The following is a 13,506-nucleotide window of genomic DNA, read 5'->3' as shown; positions in this document are numbered from 1 at the left end:
GAAAGCCCTAGACCGGGTCGGCGGACCAGGGGAAGGCTTAGGAACGAGAAGGGCGCCCGACGGTGGCCCGATGCAACGAACCCCGGTGGGTCTCAGCCCTTACGGAACCTGGCCTGCGCTTCAGCAACGCGGACCCGGAGCGTCTCAGCCAACGATTCTCCCTCATCCTCCAGAGGAGTATTGAGTGCCGTCAAAAGCTCAGCAAGGCGGTTCTGCCAAAAGTGCAAGGCAGCCGTGCCGAAGAAGACCTGGATGACCCAGGAGACGACCAGGAGCGTCGTCACATACAACAGGCTGGCGCGGCCTCCCAAGAATAGGATGTCGTAAACCAGGGATGGGGCGAAGCCGGTGGCGCTGGCTACGAACGCCTGACGAACCGTCAGCGTCTGGCTCGGCGCAAGTTGGCGAAATGCGAGCTGGCCAATAAGTGCGGCTAGGGGCACGCCGAGCGCGACCACGAGGATGTCACCCAGCGGAAGCGAGAGCAACGGGAAGCGCAGTAGGAAGGCGCTCAGGCCGATAGCCGCCGCGGTAGCCCAGAACGCCCGACCGGCATAGCTCGCCTTGTCAGCAGCAACGAACTCGGCGCCTTGCTTGAGGAAGGACCCGGTTCTGGCTGCAACGTCGAACACGCGGCGGCCGGCCTCGGTTGCTTGCGCGGCAGCTTGTTCGGCGGTCTCGCGCCACTGGTCGGAGTTGGATTGCATGGTGGAAGGGCTTCGAAGCGCACGGGAGGGTTTGGAGCTACGGATGAGATGGTGGACGGGCCGCGAACGGGCTGGAAGATGGTGCCACTTGTCCGATTCGAACGGACGTCCAACTCCTTACAAAGGAGCTGCTCTGGCCTCTGAGCTAAAGCGGCGGGAGAAGGTGGTCTAGTCGAGGGCTCGCTCGAGCGCGCTGATGGCAGCGAAGCCAATCAGAAACTGGGCAAATAGGACGCCGAGCAATGCGCCGGCCATCCAAACCAAGCCTTCGTCGGTAGCCAGTTCGGCTGCTTCGCTGAAGCCGAAATCCATGAGGCCCACCGCGCGAAACAGGAGACTGAGCGAAGACCAGACAAGGAGGGAGCCAAAGCCGAGGCTGCAGGCAATGAAGGTCTGCATCCAACTGTAGCTTGAAGACATGCTAAGACGTCGGTAGACGAGCAACCCGGCGCAGGCTGCACCCGGGACGGCGATGAGCCAGACCCAGAGAAGAGGAAAAGGAAGGATGCCCACGAGGAATGAAAGCATCAAGTAGGCGGCAGGGATGGCCGCTACGCTCCCCCAGTACGGCAGGCGCCAGTTGTCGTCGTTGGCCCCAGCGAAGGGACTCTTGGCCTTCGGCGGAGTCGCGGGGAGGCGGCGGGTCGATTTGGGGGAATAGGCCATAGCGAGAATATGTGAGTTCTCCCGTGTAGGCCCCCGTCTTATACCTGGCGCGCCCTGAGCAGCGCCTCAAGAATGACGTTGCTGGGAATCGCAGCAGGGTGCTTCAGCGCGTCGAGAGTCTCACTCGTGATGCGCCTGAGGTCGCGCTCAACGTGAGAGCGCAACGCAGTACTGGAGGCGCAGGGCGTTCCCGCTCGATAGGCCGCGTCGCGTCGATAGAGGGCGCTACGGGCTTGTTTTGATGGGAGGGTGACCATGGGGGCCTCCTTGCCTGTAGGTCGTGTTGCGAAAAATGGAGCGCCCTGCAGGAGTCGAACCCGCATGTTTCCCTGTAGAAGAGGGATGCCTCAGTCCATTCGGCCAAGGGCGCGCAAAAGAAAAAGCGGGGCTTCGGCCCCGCTTTTGCACTTAGGAGTGCAGCCGGCTGTGCTTCGGCACACGTGCGAGCAGGAAATCTGCTTGGCTAGCCAAGATGTTCCGGCTCTCAAGGATGAGCGACTCAAAGCGGCTCGGCCTGTACGGTAGGTAGAGCAACGGCATGCCTGCCTGTTCCGGCGTGCGGCACCCCTTGCGTTGGTTGCAGGGGTGGCACGCACTCACGAGGTTCTCCCACGAGTAGGCCCCGCCCTGCGCGTCAGGGGTGACGTGCTCTGCCTCGAGCTTGTCGTGGCTGAAGCGTTCCCCGCAGTACGCGCAGATGTGCAGGTCACGCTTGAAGAGGCGCCGGCGGTCGAGGGGCGCGTAGTTGAAGTCGGTGACGACATGCGACTTGCTGTCCACAACCAGGATGGAATGGACTTCAAGAATCGACTGCTTGCCGGTCTTCGCGTTCATGCCGCCGCGCAGTGTCATCGCGACGTCGCCGAAGGACGTCTGCACGATGCCTCGAGAGAAGAGGTTCAGGGCCTCAGCCGCTCCAATCCACCGGTCAGGCGTATATGCGCGGTCGACGGCCAGGATACGGGGTTCCATACTTGGCTCCAGGTTCAGGTGGGGAGAGATTCGCGCCCACGCCGGCTGGCGAGGACTGCGAGAAAAGTTCGGCTACCCCCTGCCTCGTCTAGCGACTGGAGCTGCGAAAAGTGGGGCTCCGGGTTAGGTTGATGAGAGGCGTCGCACGCGTGCGCCTTAGAGTTCGAAAGGCGCCGGCAGCCCATTGGTGACAAAAAGCTGCTGCAGCGCATGGATGGTCATGCCGGTCTTGCGAGCAGCAAGGCGCGCGGAGCACCAGCCGCAGTCGATAGCGCGGTGAAGCCTGACCACAGAGTCATAGTCCTGCGCCGTGGCCGGCGTCCAGCTTGTCAGCAGTCTGATGATGGAGAGGGTGCGGTCAACGCCGGCGGCAACCTTGGGGTCGCGAAGCTTGAGAGCAAATGTGGCGTAGTCGCTCTCCTTGACGTGGGCCTGGATGGCCGGGTCGGGCGTCAGTTCGCAGAACACGTTCTTTGCATGTTCGAGCTCGGCTGGGGTCAGGGTCGCTGTCGTCATGGTGTTCTCCGGTGAATTGGTACGCGACGGTGGTCTCGAACCACCGACCTCTTGGATGTCAACCAAGCGCTCTACCCCTGAGCTAGTCGCGCGAGGAATGGTGCCCACGGTCTGAATCGAACAGACGTAAGCCTGCCTACGATGCAGGAGCACTACCACTGTGCTACGGGGGCGGGTATGGGTCGTGAAGGGAGGGGGTTTAGCAGCAGCTGCTGGTTACAGCTGCCGATGTGTGGAGCGCCATGCAAGGTTTGAACTTGCGACCGAGGGTCTAGGAGGCCCTTGTTCTATCCACTGAACTAATGGCGCGCGAGGGTGGTGGGCCGCCCCGGTTTCGAACCGGGGACCTTCGGATTAAGAGTCCGTTGCTCTGCCAGCTGAGCTAGCGACCCGATGTGGTGAGACTCGAACGCGCAAGGGCGCCGTCCGAAAGAAATGTTGGTGTGGTGGGCCGCCCCGGGCTCGAACCGGGGACCTACGGAGTAAGAGTCCGCCGCTCTTCCAGCTGAGCTAGCGACCCACGAAATTTGGAAGCAAGAGAGTGCTTTGGGTTGAACGACGAGATTCGAACTCGCGATGGAAGGGTCACAGCCTTCAGCCTTGGACCGCTAGGCGACGTCCAACCCAAAAAACTCTCGAACGGGGAGGGGAGGCCAGCGCGACGGTGCGCTGACAGCAAATTGGTGGGAGGGAATCGGGCGTCTTACCCTTCCGCTTGTTCGCTTTTCAGACCACCCTCCCGGCGGCCTCGCGGCGGTCGTTTCTCTTGCGCAAGATTGATGGCGGAGAGCCAGGGAGTCGAACCCTGTCGCCTATTCATCACAGACGCCTGCTTTCCAAGCAGGTGCATTGACCGTCCTGCCCGCTCTCCGTGTGGTGTAAGGGCGCTACCCCTGAATTGGCGGAAGTGGAGGGATTCGAACCCCCGGGCCGTCTTGCGACGGCCAGCTGTTTAGCAAACAGCCCTCATAGGCCTCTCGAGCACACTTCCAAAAACATGTTCTAGCCTGGCCGACGGTTGTGTCGGTGCGGGCTGACCCAGCCAGGCCGGTGCGCCTTTGTTGGGGCGGCGGCAAGGGCCGTGGGATTTTCGGCACCGACTGGAGACAAGGTCGATGCCAGGAGCATCGCTCGAAGTTCAGGGAGCCTGTCGCGCGGCGTCAGAACTGAACTGTTGAAGCACCACACGCCGGCAACTTGGTGAAGGTGCCTCAGCTGATGGTGCAGAAGGCAGAGCACCTCAAGATTCTCCTTTTCGTTGTGCCTGCGGTTGCCGTCAATATGGTGTACGTGCAGTACCGGCCGGAACGCGCACCCGCAGTCCGCGCATTTCGCTCCTGGGGTTTTCGCCAGGTCTCCGTATCGCGACTTCGCGGTGCCGTAATGAGAAGGCTTTACCTGAGGCACCGCTCCACCAATCTTCTTGGCGGCTGACAGGCATCGGTGCGAGCAGAACACCAGGCCAGACTTCGCCGCATCAATTCGGCTTTTCGTGGCGCTCACGGTCGTGCCGCAGACTGGGCAGGGGACACTGAAGCGGCTTCTTGCGAGGCCCGCGGCGGTCGAACACGCCAGCGAACAAAACGCTTGCTTCGGCCGACTTGCCGACACCGTCAAGCGGCGCACGAAACTCTTTGAGCAGTGTTCACACTCGTGCCATTCGCCCGGTCGGGACCTTCCGCTCTTCTCGACGAAGCGAGGCGGACCGGGCAGGGATAGTGGTGGCTTGCGAGACACCCATCGTGAAGCGTGTCGATTTAGCCGCCGGTGAACGGCAAGGATGCGCCTGGGCTCAACAATGGCGCGGACTTCGGAACGGTGGTACCCGGTGTCTGATTCGAACAGACGACCCCCCGCATGTAAGGCGGGTGCTGCTAACCAACTGAGCTAACCGGGCGTTGCAGGGAATCAAAGCTGCCCAAGCCCGTCAGGACGACAAGGCTGACTTCAATTGCCAGGTGTGGGACCTCCACGGGCCTGGGCAGGTTGATGTATGGCTCCAAGGGAGGGCATCGAACCCCCGACCACGCGAGTAACAGTCGCATGCTCTACCAGCTGAGCTACCTTGGAATGGAAACGTTGTGGATGGTGGAGCTGACCGGAGTTGAACCGACGACCTCATCGCTGCCGGCGATGCGCTCTTCCAGTTGAGCTACAGCCCCGTGAGAGGGGGGAGATAGGGCCCGTCTTGTTAGCACGGGGGATGGGTAACCTTCATTGCCTGTTTCCAGGCACCAGGCGGTATCGCGAATCCCCCCTGGCTGAGTACCCTCCGGGTGTCGCTGGCGTTGCCGACAACGTCTCTCCGGAGCTACGTATGAAGTCTCGGCGCGGCGCGGTACTCACCCTGCTCCCTACAGTCTCAGCGTGTGCATCTGAGCGGAAGCGGGCTTTCCCGCGGCTTACATCACCTCAACCACGCCTTCTGAGCCAAGAGTTCAACTTGGGACCTCCGGACTTGTCCGGTGCTCTGAGCTTCCTTGAGCTATCTCAATGCGTGGAGGTCGTGACTTACGGACGACCTGTCGACAACTCCCCCGCCGACTGGGTTAACTGATGCTGCATGCAGGGCTCGCACCTGCGTCCTGGGCCAATCGCCCCGCTCTGACCATCCGGCAAGGTTTGCCGAACTTGTCCGCGCACACCGCGGCCGTGATTGAGCTATTGCGCATCAGAGGCCTCGCGGCCTCCCGTGGACACTCACCCTAAGGTGCACCTGCCATCGGGTCAGGTGTGAGACGCGGGCCTGCTTGTCGGGGAAGGCTCTTGCGAGCGTTCGGCGAATCGGCGATTCCGGCTTCTCAAAACTTGGTGCTGACGAAGGGCTTCGAACCCCTGACCTCTCCCATACCAAGGGAGTGCTCTACCAACTGAGCCACATCAGCGTTTGCCGCTCTTGCGAGCAGCGAGCAACCTATAGGGCGCCGTTTTATACGCGGGCAGCGTCTCCGCGAGGCTGGCCGGAGCCGGCCGCGCAGGCCTGGAAGATTCCGGTGAACTGCTCGACGAGCTTGTCGGCAACCATGTTCATCCGCTTGATGAGCGCCACGCACTCGGCCCGGGTGGTGGGCCGGTGCGCCGGCGCGGTGCTGAGGTCAAAGTCTTGCATCGTGTGCTCCTGTCATTGGCGCTTCTTGTCCTGCTCGGCCTGGCAGGCCTCGAAGACAGCGTCAAGTTGTTCGTTCACCTGCTGGATGAGGCTGAGCGCCTCGTCGAGGAGGGCGATGTAGTCAGCCTTGGTCTTGGGCTTCACCATCGCGTAGATGTCGAATCCGAGGTCCATCATGTTGTGCTCCGGGGTCTATGCCCGCGCAGCACCTGCGCGGGTCAATGAAGGGGACGGGGCAGGGTCAGTGTGGCCAAGAAGGCCTTGACGCTTGCCGGCAGTTCGGACTGAGCGCGGGGAGCGGCGACGACATGGCCTAAGGCCAGTGCAGCTTCTGCTCGCAGGAGCTCGTCGATAACAACGACCGGGGAGACGTCAGCCTTGGCGGCGACGGTGAGATGGATGCTTTGGAGGCCCTGGGCGTGCTCTTTGGAGAGCCAGGCCGCGAAGGCATGCGATGTAGCTTCGGGAAGCTGCGCCGATGTGGTCATGGTGCGGTCCGTTCAAGAGACGTGGGCTGAGATGGAGGCGGCACCCGGAGTCGAACCGGGCTACACGGATTTGCAATCCGCTCCCTAACCGCTCGGGCATGCCGCCATCGAGGGATTCAATAGGCCGGTGGGGTATCCGTCACCCGGCTTCCACCAGGCTCCTTCCCATCCTCCGTTTGCGCAGCGTGCACATTAACACCCGTGCGGGGATTCTGACCGCTGCGCCCCTGTCGGGCTTGCCTTACCTATCGAAATCTGGTGGAGGTGACAAGAATCGAACTTGCGACAATCTGCTTGCAAAGCAGGCGCTCTACCAATTGAGCTACACCCCCGAAATCCGTTGAAACATGTGGTGCGCGTGAAGGGAATCGAACCCCCACGCCCTTGCGGGCATCAGGACCTAAACCTGGTGCGTCTACCAATTCCGCCACACGCGCATTTCCGTTCCAAATAGCTGAACACCAGAACGCGTCCGCTACCTCGGTCCACGCCACCCCCGGTATGAGGGGACACCCCTCAGGAAGCCGGGTCCGGCTAGCGACGGGCACTGGTGCACAGCTATTTGGAGTCTCTCTTCGAGACGTTGTTGATGGTTTAGAAGCCGGTTTTATCCGTTGCTGAGATGGTCGGCGCGGCCGGATTCGAACCGGCGGTCTCCTCGTCCCGAACGAGGCGGATTGACCAGACTTTCCCACGCGCCGTGGTTGTTGGGCCGGACCGGGGTCCGGGTCGTGGTGCCTTGGTGAGAGGCGAATTGGTCGGCCTGAGAGGGTTCGAACCTCTGACCCCCTGCACCCCATGCAGGTGCGCTACCAGGCTGCGCTACAGGCCGATTGAGTGGTTGCCCAAGGGAGGGATGAGGCCGCGCGCTGCGGGGTGTGCCGCGGCGGCCGGTGATGGTAGAGAGTGACGGATTCGAACCGACGTACCCTGGCTTATGAGGCCAGCGCTTGAAACCAACTCAGCTAACTCTCCGTGTTCTTGGTGTCAGCCCTGAGGGCTGAGGCCGAAATGCTTGGCCGCCTTGGCCAGGATGTCGTCGATGACTTGTTCCATGATGTCCTTGTTGTGGTTGATGTTGGTCGGGGAGACAGGATTTGAACCTGCAAGGCTTTCGCACCGCGTCCCAAACGCGGCCCGCTACCAGGTTACGGTCTACACCCCGAGAGTTGATGATTAAGAAGTGGCCCAACCAGAACGATTCGAACGTCCGTCTGCGGGGTTTCAAGCCGCTGCTATGCCTCTCTCAGCTATGGTTGGATGGGTATTGTTGTTAAATCCGGCGCGCGTGCCTCAGGACGAGCTGCCGTGCGAGTGGTCGAGCCGGCGGGATTCGAACCCGCCTTACGGGGCTACCCGGGAACTACTCCGGGCGCAGACTTGTGTTGGATGACGCGCTTCCCTTGCTTGTTGAAGGCCACCTTGTTGCCAAGGCCGCTATAGGTGCTTCTGCAACCGTGCCACGTATCTGCCTTGCGAGCTCGCCGTACCGTGTTACCGGGCCTCGTTCCGTTCTACGAGGGCACCTTCCGTCAGTGCATCGGCCCGAAGCTGGTACTCCGCGGCGCCGGCGCGCCGATGGATGATTGTTGGGGGTGCGTGAACGATTCGAACGTCCGGCCACCGGTCCCAAATGACCGGTGCTCTACCAGGCTGAGCTAACGCACCCGTAATGGGTAGCCCGCCGGAGGCGAGCTTGTTGGCAATGGTGTCCCATTGCGCTGTACGAAGAAGCCGTCTTCTGGCTGCTTGGCACAGGACACTGGTGGAGGCGTAGGGAATCGAACCCTCGTCGTCCGGGTAAAAGCCGGATGCTCTGAACCTGCTGAGCTACGCCTCCTCGTGTTTTCGTGCTTTCGGTTTTCGTGCCGAGCCACGTTTTCGCTTGTTGGACATTTCGTCTCCTTGTGAGCGGTTGATGATGACGGTGGCAGGGGAGGTCAGATTCGAACTGACGAACATCCTGGCTCAGAACCAGGCGGCTTAGACCACTTGCACACACTCCCCGACAGAACTCTGCGCCCTGACTTGTGGCCAACACGACTTGCAGGCACGACCTGCCGCTTAAACTTGGCTCTCTATGCTCCCTATGCCAGAAGTCTTCGTGCATTGCTTTGAGTGCCGCCGTCACTTTGGAACGCTCAGCGCCCTGAATGGACACCTGAGGGTTCATCTTCCTAGCCATGAAGCCTTCCTCGTGAACTCAGCGAGGGCCAACAGGCATAGGGCAGCGTTGCGGTTCGAAGCGGAAGAAATTGCGCATCAGGCGAACCCGAAGCGCTGCCTCCAGTGCTCTGAAGTGCTTCCGTACAAGGTGATTCGGGACGAACCTTCGACGCGGTTCTGCGGCAGGTCCTGCGCTGCAAAGTGCACCAACAGCGCACGTGGTAGCCGAAGCCAGGAGACGCGGCACAAGATTGCGGCCGCCGTTTCAGCTTATCGGCGCGCCAAATCGCCTCCGAGACTACCCGTCGCTTCGAAGCGCCGCCGCGTAACCATTGAGCGCTCTGCGCCAAAGACCGTGCCGGCTAAGGCAGTAAGGCGGTTAGTTCGGCTCGACCGCCTCAACAAAGCCTTGGTCGCCGGTCCATACAGCCAGCTGTTCCACTGCTCGTGCTCACATTGCGGCAAGGTCACCGTAGGCCGCTGTAAGTCTAAGTTTTGCGTGGAACATGTCGGTTTGTACGGAAGGGAAGGTCGCTACCGCTACGCCTTCACGTTCAATCCCTTCTCGCTTCCTGAGGTGTTCGGCGAGACAACGCTGCGCAGCTTGGCCGAAAAAGGGTTCTGGTCTCCCGCGAATCCTGAGGGTCTTACAAGGGACCATCGAGTATCCGTGAACGAGGCCATCAGACGAAACCTTGACCCGTTCTATATCGCCCACCCAATCAACTGCGAGCTCATGACGTGGCATGCAAACAACCGGAAGAAGACAAAGAGCAGCATGGCCTACGATGAGCTTGTGGCCATGGTAGACCGCTTCGAAGCGAGGAGGCTTTGCTCAGTGGGTGCAGCAGTCGACCAGACAATGGCAGGCGGTGAAGGATTCGAACCTTCCTAAGCTGGGTTTGGAGTCCAGTGCACGGCCACTGTACCAACCGCCCGTACGAAGAGATGGTGCCAAGGGCAGGAATCGAACCTGCGACGCACGGATTTTCAATCCGCCGCTACTACCAGCTGAGCTACCGAGGCGAGAGTTGTTTGGGGTGAGTTGAGATGGTGCCCCAGACGGGACTCGAACCCGTATGCCTTGCGGCGCTGGTTCCTGAAACCAGTGTGTCTACCAGTGTTCCACCACCGGGGCGTGACGTTGACGGCGCTCGAGGCCTTTGAGCCGAGCTGCCAGAGTTGAGGGCCGCGTTCAGAGAACGGGTTCTCGTGTGTTGGTGCGCTCGGCGAGGGTCGAACTCGCCTGCCTTGCGGCGCCTGATTTTGAGTCAGGTGTGTCTACCGAATCCACCACGAGCGCGGGGTTGTGAAGCGCGATGTCAACCTGTTGGCAGGGGCAGTAGGAATCGAACCTACAACCTTCGGCTTTGGAGGCCGCTGCGCTGCCAGTTGCGCCATACCCCTACAGGGATGACATCGATGATGTTTGGAGGAGGGCATCGGATTCGAACCGATGGAGGATTCTCACCCTCGCCAGTGTTCAAGACTGGAGCCTTAAGCCGCTCGGCCAGCCCTCCGGAAAAGGTGTTTTATGAGCCGACCGGATTGTGGGATTGCGGCCCCGTGCACCGGTTTTCGGACCTGGAATCAGAATCCGCGGAGCATGGGACGTCGAACCCCCATGCCTGCATCCGACGCTCCCCCTTCGACCTCCAAAGGAACGCACGTTCATACCGTGGTGCGGCTCATAGAACACTTCTGTTCATGCAGCAGCGCTCGTGAGCTGAGCACTCCTGCATGAAGCCCCTTCAGGGCGTCACGCACCCGGTCTTCCCCGGGTGCCCGCGGCTTGTCGCCACTGAGAGGTCTCGTCGCCCTGCGCGTCCGCAGGGTTAGCCTGTAAATCCAGGCGAGGTGTTGCGCTGTATCGCACGGCCCGTTGGAGCCATGCGAGCGTTCCGAGACTATTCTGGTGCCCGAGGCGGGACTCGAACCCGCACGGCCTTACGGCCACTACCCCCTCAAGATAGCGTGTCTACCAGTTCCACCACCCGGGCAAATGGGAATCGTATTGGAGCGGGCGACGAGATTCGAACTCGCGACAACCAGCTTGGGAGGCTGGAGCTCTACCAGCTGAGCTACACCCGCATTACGATGCGGACGAGTGAAGTGCAGCGGGATGACCCCGGCCCCGTACTTCCAAGTCCTTCTTTTCACGTGTATCAAGAGCGTTTATCGCTCCCGAAGTGTTGGTGGTCAGCCCCAGACTCGAACTGGGGACCTATCGCTTATCAAGCGATTGCTCTAACCGACTGAGCTAGCCGACCGTGTTGACAGGCTCGCCGCAGTGCGACGAGACGAATTGGCAGAGGAGGCAGGATTCGAACCTGCGGATGCCTGAATCAAAATCAGGTGCCTTGGACCAGCTTGGCGACTCCCCTAGAAAACCTCGAAAGCACTTTGTGGGCAGTGATGGATTCGAACCACCGCGTCCTTTGGGGAAGCAGGGTTACAGCCTGCCGCAATCAGCCACTCTGCCAACTGCCCACAAAGTACTCTCGATGCGTCTTGCGACGACTTGTATGTGGCGGAAGATGAGGGATTCGAACCCCGGTCTCCTCGCAGAGCCGCCTGTTTTCGAAACAGGCGCCATAGTCCACTCGACCAATCTTCCAGGTGCCTTTGACGCTGGCGGGCGGCCTGGTGACGTGGCGTGGAGCCAACCTGCACAGGCTTCGGTCTCGAGCTACTCGAGCAATCTGGAGCGGATAGAGGGAATCGAACCCTACGTCTTAAGCTTGGAAGGCTTCAGCTCTGCCATTGAGCTACATCCGCGTGTTGATGATGGTGGGTGTCCAGGGGTTCGAACCCCGTGTGCCGTAAGGCGTCGAATTTACAGTCCGATGCAGTCAACCCATGCTGCTCGACACCCGCGTTTTTCGCTCCGGTTACGGTTCCGGATGCCACCTTGTCTACATGGCCGGTTTAGCAGTCGCCAGCTACTGCCGGCGACCAGGTTGTGGAGCGGATGAGGGGGTTCGAACCCCTGGCCTCGACCATGGCAAGGTCGCGCTCTACCAACTGAGCTACATCCGCGTGATTTTCGAACTACCGGGCGCCAAACTGTGCCCGCCAGTATCGGAAGTTCCTCTCGTAGCAGCGCTCCATCTGTTTCACGGTGAAAACTCACCAACCGTCCAGGGTGCGGGCCTGGTGCGGAGCTATAAACCCGATGGATGGGCCCCTTGAGCGCCCGTTCCTGTTACCAGGTGCACTTCGCCTTGGGATTTTTGCATGCGCTGCTACGAAAGGGCTCTTGCGAACCCTTCCGGGGACCACCTCCTGCGGTGTGCAGGCTCGACATCCGTTATAGATGCCAGGCCGGTCCCTTGTGTTGCTTGGGGAATGTTCGCATCGTCCTATCTGGTGTGGCATCCAGTCGCGACCGCTTTCTGTCGAAAGTTGCGGCTGGAGGGGCACGCCACGGCACCACGCCCTCGAAGCATGATGTGTTTCCGCAGCTACGGCAGGTCACCGTACCAGGACTCCGCGGGTAATTCCCGCAATGAATTTTTAAAGAGCGCGGCTGTTAGGCCGGATGTCGACGATGCGACTGACCTTTCGGTCACGAAGCAATGAAGCTTCGGGCTGAACCTCTTCGGTTCTGCCGGTCGGGATACGCTCTTCGGGGATTCCGCCCGCTGGGGGCTGGTGTGAAACCTGGAATCAACTCTTTGCGGGTCCCGCCGGTGCTAACCTGACGGGACTGCTGGAGTCTTATTCGTCAGGTAAGCCGGTTGTTGCTGTTAAACCATCCCTGGATGCTGTTGCCAATCGAGGCGACTGCGAGGACGGAGCACTTGGGCGTTGAGGGAAGCGACGGTTGCTGATAACCGCCTGGCAGCGCCCTGGGGGCGTGCGCAACCACGCTGTGCAAGGAGCACATCGCGGTTGTCAGGTTGGTCATCTGCGTTTTCATGGCTGAAAAGTCGTCGTTCGTTGAAAGAGTTTGGTTGTGCAGCTTTCGCTGCGGTTTCCGTTTTAAGGCGGTGATGAGCATTATAGCTCACTGGGTTTATACGTCAACAACTTCTTACAAAATTATCAGTCGGTGACGTGGATGGCGAGTGTAGCCGCATGTTTTATCCGTCGCAACCATTTTTGCGTAGGTAGAAACCCGCATTCATCCGCAATGTTGTGTTTTAGGTGCGTTAGGCGCCCGCCAGCAGGCTCGGGCAGCTATCCCTATAGAGGGCACCACAAGGAAACTCATGACAATCCTCACGCACCACAAACCGACCTCGGCCTTCATCGGCGCCTCATGGGCTGCCCTCCTCATCGGCATACTCGCATACCTGGTCGGGCTCTGGAACAGCGAACTGCAGGTCAACGAGAAGGGATACTACTTCGCGATTCTGATGTTCGGCTTGTTCTCGGCCGTGTCGCTCCAGAAGAGCGTGCGCGACCGAGCAGAAGGTATTCCGGTGACCGACCTGTACTTTGGAATTTGTTGGTTTGCCATCGTTTGCTCCCTCACGCTGCTGGCAGTGGGACTGTTCAACGCGAACTTCCAGCGCTCGGAGAAGGGCTTCTATGCGATGGGGTACGTGCTCAGCCTGTCCGCTGCGGTGACCGTGCAGAAGAACGTGCGCGACTCGGGACCCAAGGAGAAGCGCAATGTGCCAGATGACGTTACCGGCCTGCATGACAGCGTGTAACCCTGAGGTGCGGTAGCCTACCCGCCCTTATTGAAGAAAGCCCCCGCCTCGTGAGAGTGCGGGGGCTTCTTGCATGGCTGTGCCGCGGCCTAGGGAAACGCTGATCAATAGGTCGCGGCGGGCACGGCCCGTGCATGCGTGAAGACAGAGCAACTCACAGCACCACCGAGATGGACCAACTCAGTTTTGCCAGCGCCGAGTACGCGATGAAGAAGAAGCGC

Annotated in this window: 10 protein-coding genes and 40 tRNA genes; 2 read left to right on the top strand and 48 right to left on the bottom strand. The window is 60.6% G+C overall.

Translation table 11 applies throughout. From position 1 onward, the window contains the following. Positions 1-92 precede the first annotated feature (92 nt). The 32 genes from APY03_RS02295 to APY03_RS02140 all read right to left on the bottom strand — a co-directional run bounded on the left by APY03_RS02295 (position 93) and on the right by APY03_RS02140 (position 8,466). Positions 93-707, bottom strand: a complete 615-nt coding sequence (locus APY03_RS02295; protein WP_068673465.1) for a hypothetical protein — start codon at positions 705-707, stop codon at positions 93-95. A gap of 79 nt (positions 708-786) precedes the next feature. Next, positions 787-862: transfer RNA gene (locus APY03_RS02290), tRNA-Thr, on the bottom strand. A gap of 13 nt (positions 863-875) precedes the next feature. Then, positions 876-1,373 (bottom strand): hypothetical protein, encoded by a 498-nt coding sequence (locus APY03_RS02285; protein WP_068673463.1) that lies wholly within the window; start codon positions 1,371-1,373, stop codon positions 876-878. 293 nt (positions 1,374-1,666) lie between these two features. After that, positions 1,667-1,743, bottom strand: a tRNA-Arg gene (locus tag APY03_RS02275). A gap of 38 nt (positions 1,744-1,781) precedes the next feature. Then, complete coding sequence (locus tag APY03_RS02270) at positions 1,782-2,345, bottom strand: HNH endonuclease (protein ID WP_068673459.1); 564 nt, start codon at positions 2,343-2,345, stop codon at positions 1,782-1,784. A gap of 156 nt (positions 2,346-2,501) precedes the next feature. Then, on the bottom strand, positions 2,502-2,861 hold the full coding sequence (locus APY03_RS02265) for a hypothetical protein (RefSeq protein WP_068673457.1): 360 nt from the start codon (positions 2,859-2,861) through the stop codon (positions 2,502-2,504). A 17-nt stretch (positions 2,862-2,878) separates the two neighbouring features. Next, positions 2,879-2,953 (bottom strand) — tRNA-Val (locus tag APY03_RS02260). 6 nt (positions 2,954-2,959) lie between these two features. Beyond that, positions 2,960-3,034: transfer RNA gene (locus APY03_RS02255), tRNA-Thr, on the bottom strand. A gap of 60 nt (positions 3,035-3,094) precedes the next feature. After that, a tRNA-Arg gene (locus tag APY03_RS02250) sits at positions 3,095-3,170 on the bottom strand. 7 nt (positions 3,171-3,177) lie between these two features. Continuing rightward, a tRNA-Lys gene (locus tag APY03_RS02245) sits at positions 3,178-3,253 on the bottom strand. 52 nt (positions 3,254-3,305) lie between these two features. Next, positions 3,306-3,381: transfer RNA gene (locus tag APY03_RS02240), tRNA-Lys, on the bottom strand. A gap of 27 nt (positions 3,382-3,408) precedes the next feature. Next, a tRNA-His gene (locus APY03_RS02235) sits at positions 3,409-3,484 on the bottom strand. Between the two features lie 157 nt (positions 3,485-3,641). After that, positions 3,642-3,732: transfer RNA gene (locus APY03_RS02230), tRNA-Ser, on the bottom strand. 28 nt (positions 3,733-3,760) lie between these two features. Next, positions 3,761-3,852: transfer RNA gene (locus tag APY03_RS02225), tRNA-Ser, on the bottom strand. An 828-nt stretch (positions 3,853-4,680) separates the two neighbouring features. Further along, a tRNA-Val gene (locus tag APY03_RS02220) sits at positions 4,681-4,758 on the bottom strand. 97 nt (positions 4,759-4,855) lie between these two features. Further along, positions 4,856-4,931: transfer RNA gene (locus tag APY03_RS02215), tRNA-Asn, on the bottom strand. Between the two features lie 16 nt (positions 4,932-4,947). Beyond that, a tRNA-Ala gene (locus APY03_RS02210) sits at positions 4,948-5,023 on the bottom strand. 647 nt (positions 5,024-5,670) lie between these two features. Continuing rightward, positions 5,671-5,746 (bottom strand) — tRNA-Thr (locus tag APY03_RS02205). 44 nt (positions 5,747-5,790) lie between these two features. Further along, complete coding sequence (locus APY03_RS02200; protein WP_068673455.1) at positions 5,791-5,970, bottom strand: hypothetical protein; 180 nt, start codon at positions 5,968-5,970, stop codon at positions 5,791-5,793. A gap of 12 nt (positions 5,971-5,982) precedes the next feature. Then, positions 5,983-6,147, bottom strand: coding sequence for a hypothetical protein (locus APY03_RS41150; protein WP_157103365.1), 165 nt, complete (start codon positions 6,145-6,147; stop codon positions 5,983-5,985). A gap of 41 nt (positions 6,148-6,188) precedes the next feature. Beyond that, positions 6,189-6,458: a hypothetical protein gene (locus APY03_RS02195; RefSeq protein WP_068673453.1), complete on the bottom strand. Its 270-nt coding sequence runs from the start codon at positions 6,456-6,458 to the stop codon at positions 6,189-6,191. A 32-nt stretch (positions 6,459-6,490) separates the two neighbouring features. Next, positions 6,491-6,564 (bottom strand) — tRNA-Cys (locus tag APY03_RS02190). 150 nt (positions 6,565-6,714) lie between these two features. After that, positions 6,715-6,790: transfer RNA gene (locus APY03_RS02185), tRNA-Ala, on the bottom strand. Positions 6,791-6,808: 18 nt separating this feature from the next. Then, positions 6,809-6,895, bottom strand: a tRNA-Leu gene (locus APY03_RS02180). Positions 6,896-7,081: 186 nt separating this feature from the next. Further along, a tRNA-Pro gene (locus tag APY03_RS02175) sits at positions 7,082-7,159 on the bottom strand. Between the two features lie 54 nt (positions 7,160-7,213). Continuing rightward, positions 7,214-7,290 (bottom strand) — tRNA-Pro (locus tag APY03_RS02170). Positions 7,291-7,355: 65 nt separating this feature from the next. Then, positions 7,356-7,433: transfer RNA gene (locus APY03_RS02165), tRNA-Ile, on the bottom strand. 104 nt (positions 7,434-7,537) lie between these two features. Then, positions 7,538-7,623 (bottom strand) — tRNA-Pro (locus tag APY03_RS02160). 19 nt (positions 7,624-7,642) lie between these two features. Further along, a tRNA-Phe gene (locus tag APY03_RS02155) sits at positions 7,643-7,718 on the bottom strand. A gap of 330 nt (positions 7,719-8,048) precedes the next feature. Next, positions 8,049-8,126: transfer RNA gene (locus APY03_RS02150), tRNA-OTHER, on the bottom strand. A gap of 95 nt (positions 8,127-8,221) precedes the next feature. Further along, positions 8,222-8,298: transfer RNA gene (locus tag APY03_RS02145), tRNA-Lys, on the bottom strand. 88 nt (positions 8,299-8,386) lie between these two features. After that, positions 8,387-8,466: transfer RNA gene (locus tag APY03_RS02140), tRNA-Gln, on the bottom strand. Positions 8,467-9,123: 657 nt separating this feature from the next. On the opposite strand from APY03_RS02140, the gene APY03_RS39960 reads away from it, so the two are divergent. Beyond that, a complete protein-coding gene (locus tag APY03_RS39960; protein ID WP_146039482.1) occupies positions 9,124-9,519 on the top strand; it encodes a hypothetical protein in 396 nt (131 codons plus the stop codon). On the opposite strand, the gene APY03_RS02135 is transcribed toward APY03_RS39960, so the two are convergent. From APY03_RS02135 to APY03_RS41140, 16 genes are all read right to left on the bottom strand, one after another. Further along, positions 9,488-9,562, bottom strand: a tRNA-Trp gene (locus APY03_RS02135). The genes APY03_RS39960 and APY03_RS02135 overlap by 32 nt on opposite strands. Positions 9,563-9,573: 11 nt before the next feature. Next, positions 9,574-9,650: transfer RNA gene (locus APY03_RS02130), tRNA-Phe, on the bottom strand. A gap of 25 nt (positions 9,651-9,675) precedes the next feature. Further along, positions 9,676-9,762 (bottom strand) — tRNA-Leu (locus APY03_RS02125). A gap of 80 nt (positions 9,763-9,842) precedes the next feature. Further along, a tRNA-Leu gene (locus APY03_RS02120) sits at positions 9,843-9,927 on the bottom strand. Between the two features lie 28 nt (positions 9,928-9,955). Next, positions 9,956-10,031, bottom strand: a tRNA-Trp gene (locus APY03_RS02115). Between the two features lie 23 nt (positions 10,032-10,054). Then, positions 10,055-10,144, bottom strand: a tRNA-Ser gene (locus APY03_RS02110). 393 nt (positions 10,145-10,537) lie between these two features. Next, a tRNA-Leu gene (locus tag APY03_RS02105) sits at positions 10,538-10,624 on the bottom strand. A gap of 15 nt (positions 10,625-10,639) precedes the next feature. Next, positions 10,640-10,715, bottom strand: a tRNA-Gly gene (locus APY03_RS02100). 102 nt (positions 10,716-10,817) lie between these two features. Further along, positions 10,818-10,894, bottom strand: a tRNA-Ile gene (locus APY03_RS02095). Positions 10,895-10,930: 36 nt separating this feature from the next. Beyond that, positions 10,931-11,008, bottom strand: a tRNA-Gln gene (locus tag APY03_RS02090). Positions 11,009-11,030: 22 nt separating this feature from the next. Further along, positions 11,031-11,114 (bottom strand) — tRNA-Tyr (locus APY03_RS02085). A gap of 38 nt (positions 11,115-11,152) precedes the next feature. Further along, positions 11,153-11,241 (bottom strand) — tRNA-Ser (locus APY03_RS02080). Between the two features lie 86 nt (positions 11,242-11,327). Continuing rightward, positions 11,328-11,402 (bottom strand) — tRNA-Gly (locus APY03_RS02075). Between the two features lie 10 nt (positions 11,403-11,412). After that, positions 11,413-11,499, bottom strand: a tRNA-Tyr gene (locus APY03_RS41145). A gap of 88 nt (positions 11,500-11,587) precedes the next feature. Then, positions 11,588-11,663: transfer RNA gene (locus APY03_RS02070), tRNA-Gly, on the bottom strand. A 688-nt stretch (positions 11,664-12,351) separates the two neighbouring features. Further along, positions 12,352-12,627, bottom strand: coding sequence for a hypothetical protein (locus APY03_RS41140; RefSeq protein WP_146039483.1), 276 nt, complete (start codon positions 12,625-12,627; stop codon positions 12,352-12,354). 211 nt (positions 12,628-12,838) lie between these two features. On the opposite strand from APY03_RS41140, the gene yiaA reads away from it, so the two are divergent. Then, complete coding sequence (yiaA, locus tag APY03_RS02065) at positions 12,839-13,285, top strand: inner membrane protein YiaA (protein ID WP_068673451.1); 447 nt, start codon at positions 12,839-12,841, stop codon at positions 13,283-13,285. The last annotated feature ends 221 nt before the right edge of the window (positions 13,286-13,506 follow it).

This window comes from Variovorax sp. WDL1 (assembly GCF_001541225.1).
In the GTDB taxonomy this organism is placed as follows: domain Bacteria; phylum Pseudomonadota; class Gammaproteobacteria; order Burkholderiales; family Burkholderiaceae_C; genus Variovorax.
This window is presented reverse-complemented; position numbering and strand designations above follow the sequence as displayed.

Excerpts from the sequence above, each read along its gene's own strand:
- APY03_RS41150 (WP_157103365.1), bottom strand. The coding sequence starts at position 6,147 with ATGATGGACCTCGGATTCGACATCTACGCGATGGTGAAGCCCAAGACC.
- APY03_RS02270 (WP_068673459.1), bottom strand. The coding sequence starts at position 2,345 with ATGGAACCCCGTATCCTGGCCGTCGACCGCGCATATACGCCTGACCGG.
- APY03_RS02200 (WP_068673455.1), bottom strand. The coding sequence starts at position 5,970 with ATGCAAGACTTTGACCTCAGCACCGCGCCGGCGCACCGGCCCACCACC.
- yiaA (WP_068673451.1), top strand. The coding sequence starts at position 12,839 with ATGACAATCCTCACGCACCACAAACCGACCTCGGCCTTCATCGGCGCC.
- APY03_RS02285 (WP_068673463.1), bottom strand. The coding sequence starts at position 1,373 with ATGGCCTATTCCCCCAAATCGACCCGCCGCCTCCCCGCGACTCCGCCG.
- APY03_RS02295 (WP_068673465.1), bottom strand. The coding sequence starts at position 707 with ATGCAATCCAACTCCGACCAGTGGCGCGAGACCGCCGAACAAGCTGCC.
- APY03_RS41140 (WP_146039483.1), bottom strand. The coding sequence starts at position 12,627 with ATGCTCATCACCGCCTTAAAACGGAAACCGCAGCGAAAGCTGCACAAC.
- APY03_RS02265 (WP_068673457.1), bottom strand. The coding sequence starts at position 2,861 with ATGACGACAGCGACCCTGACCCCAGCCGAGCTCGAACATGCAAAGAAC.
- APY03_RS02195 (WP_068673453.1), bottom strand. The coding sequence starts at position 6,458 with ATGACCACATCGGCGCAGCTTCCCGAAGCTACATCGCATGCCTTCGCG.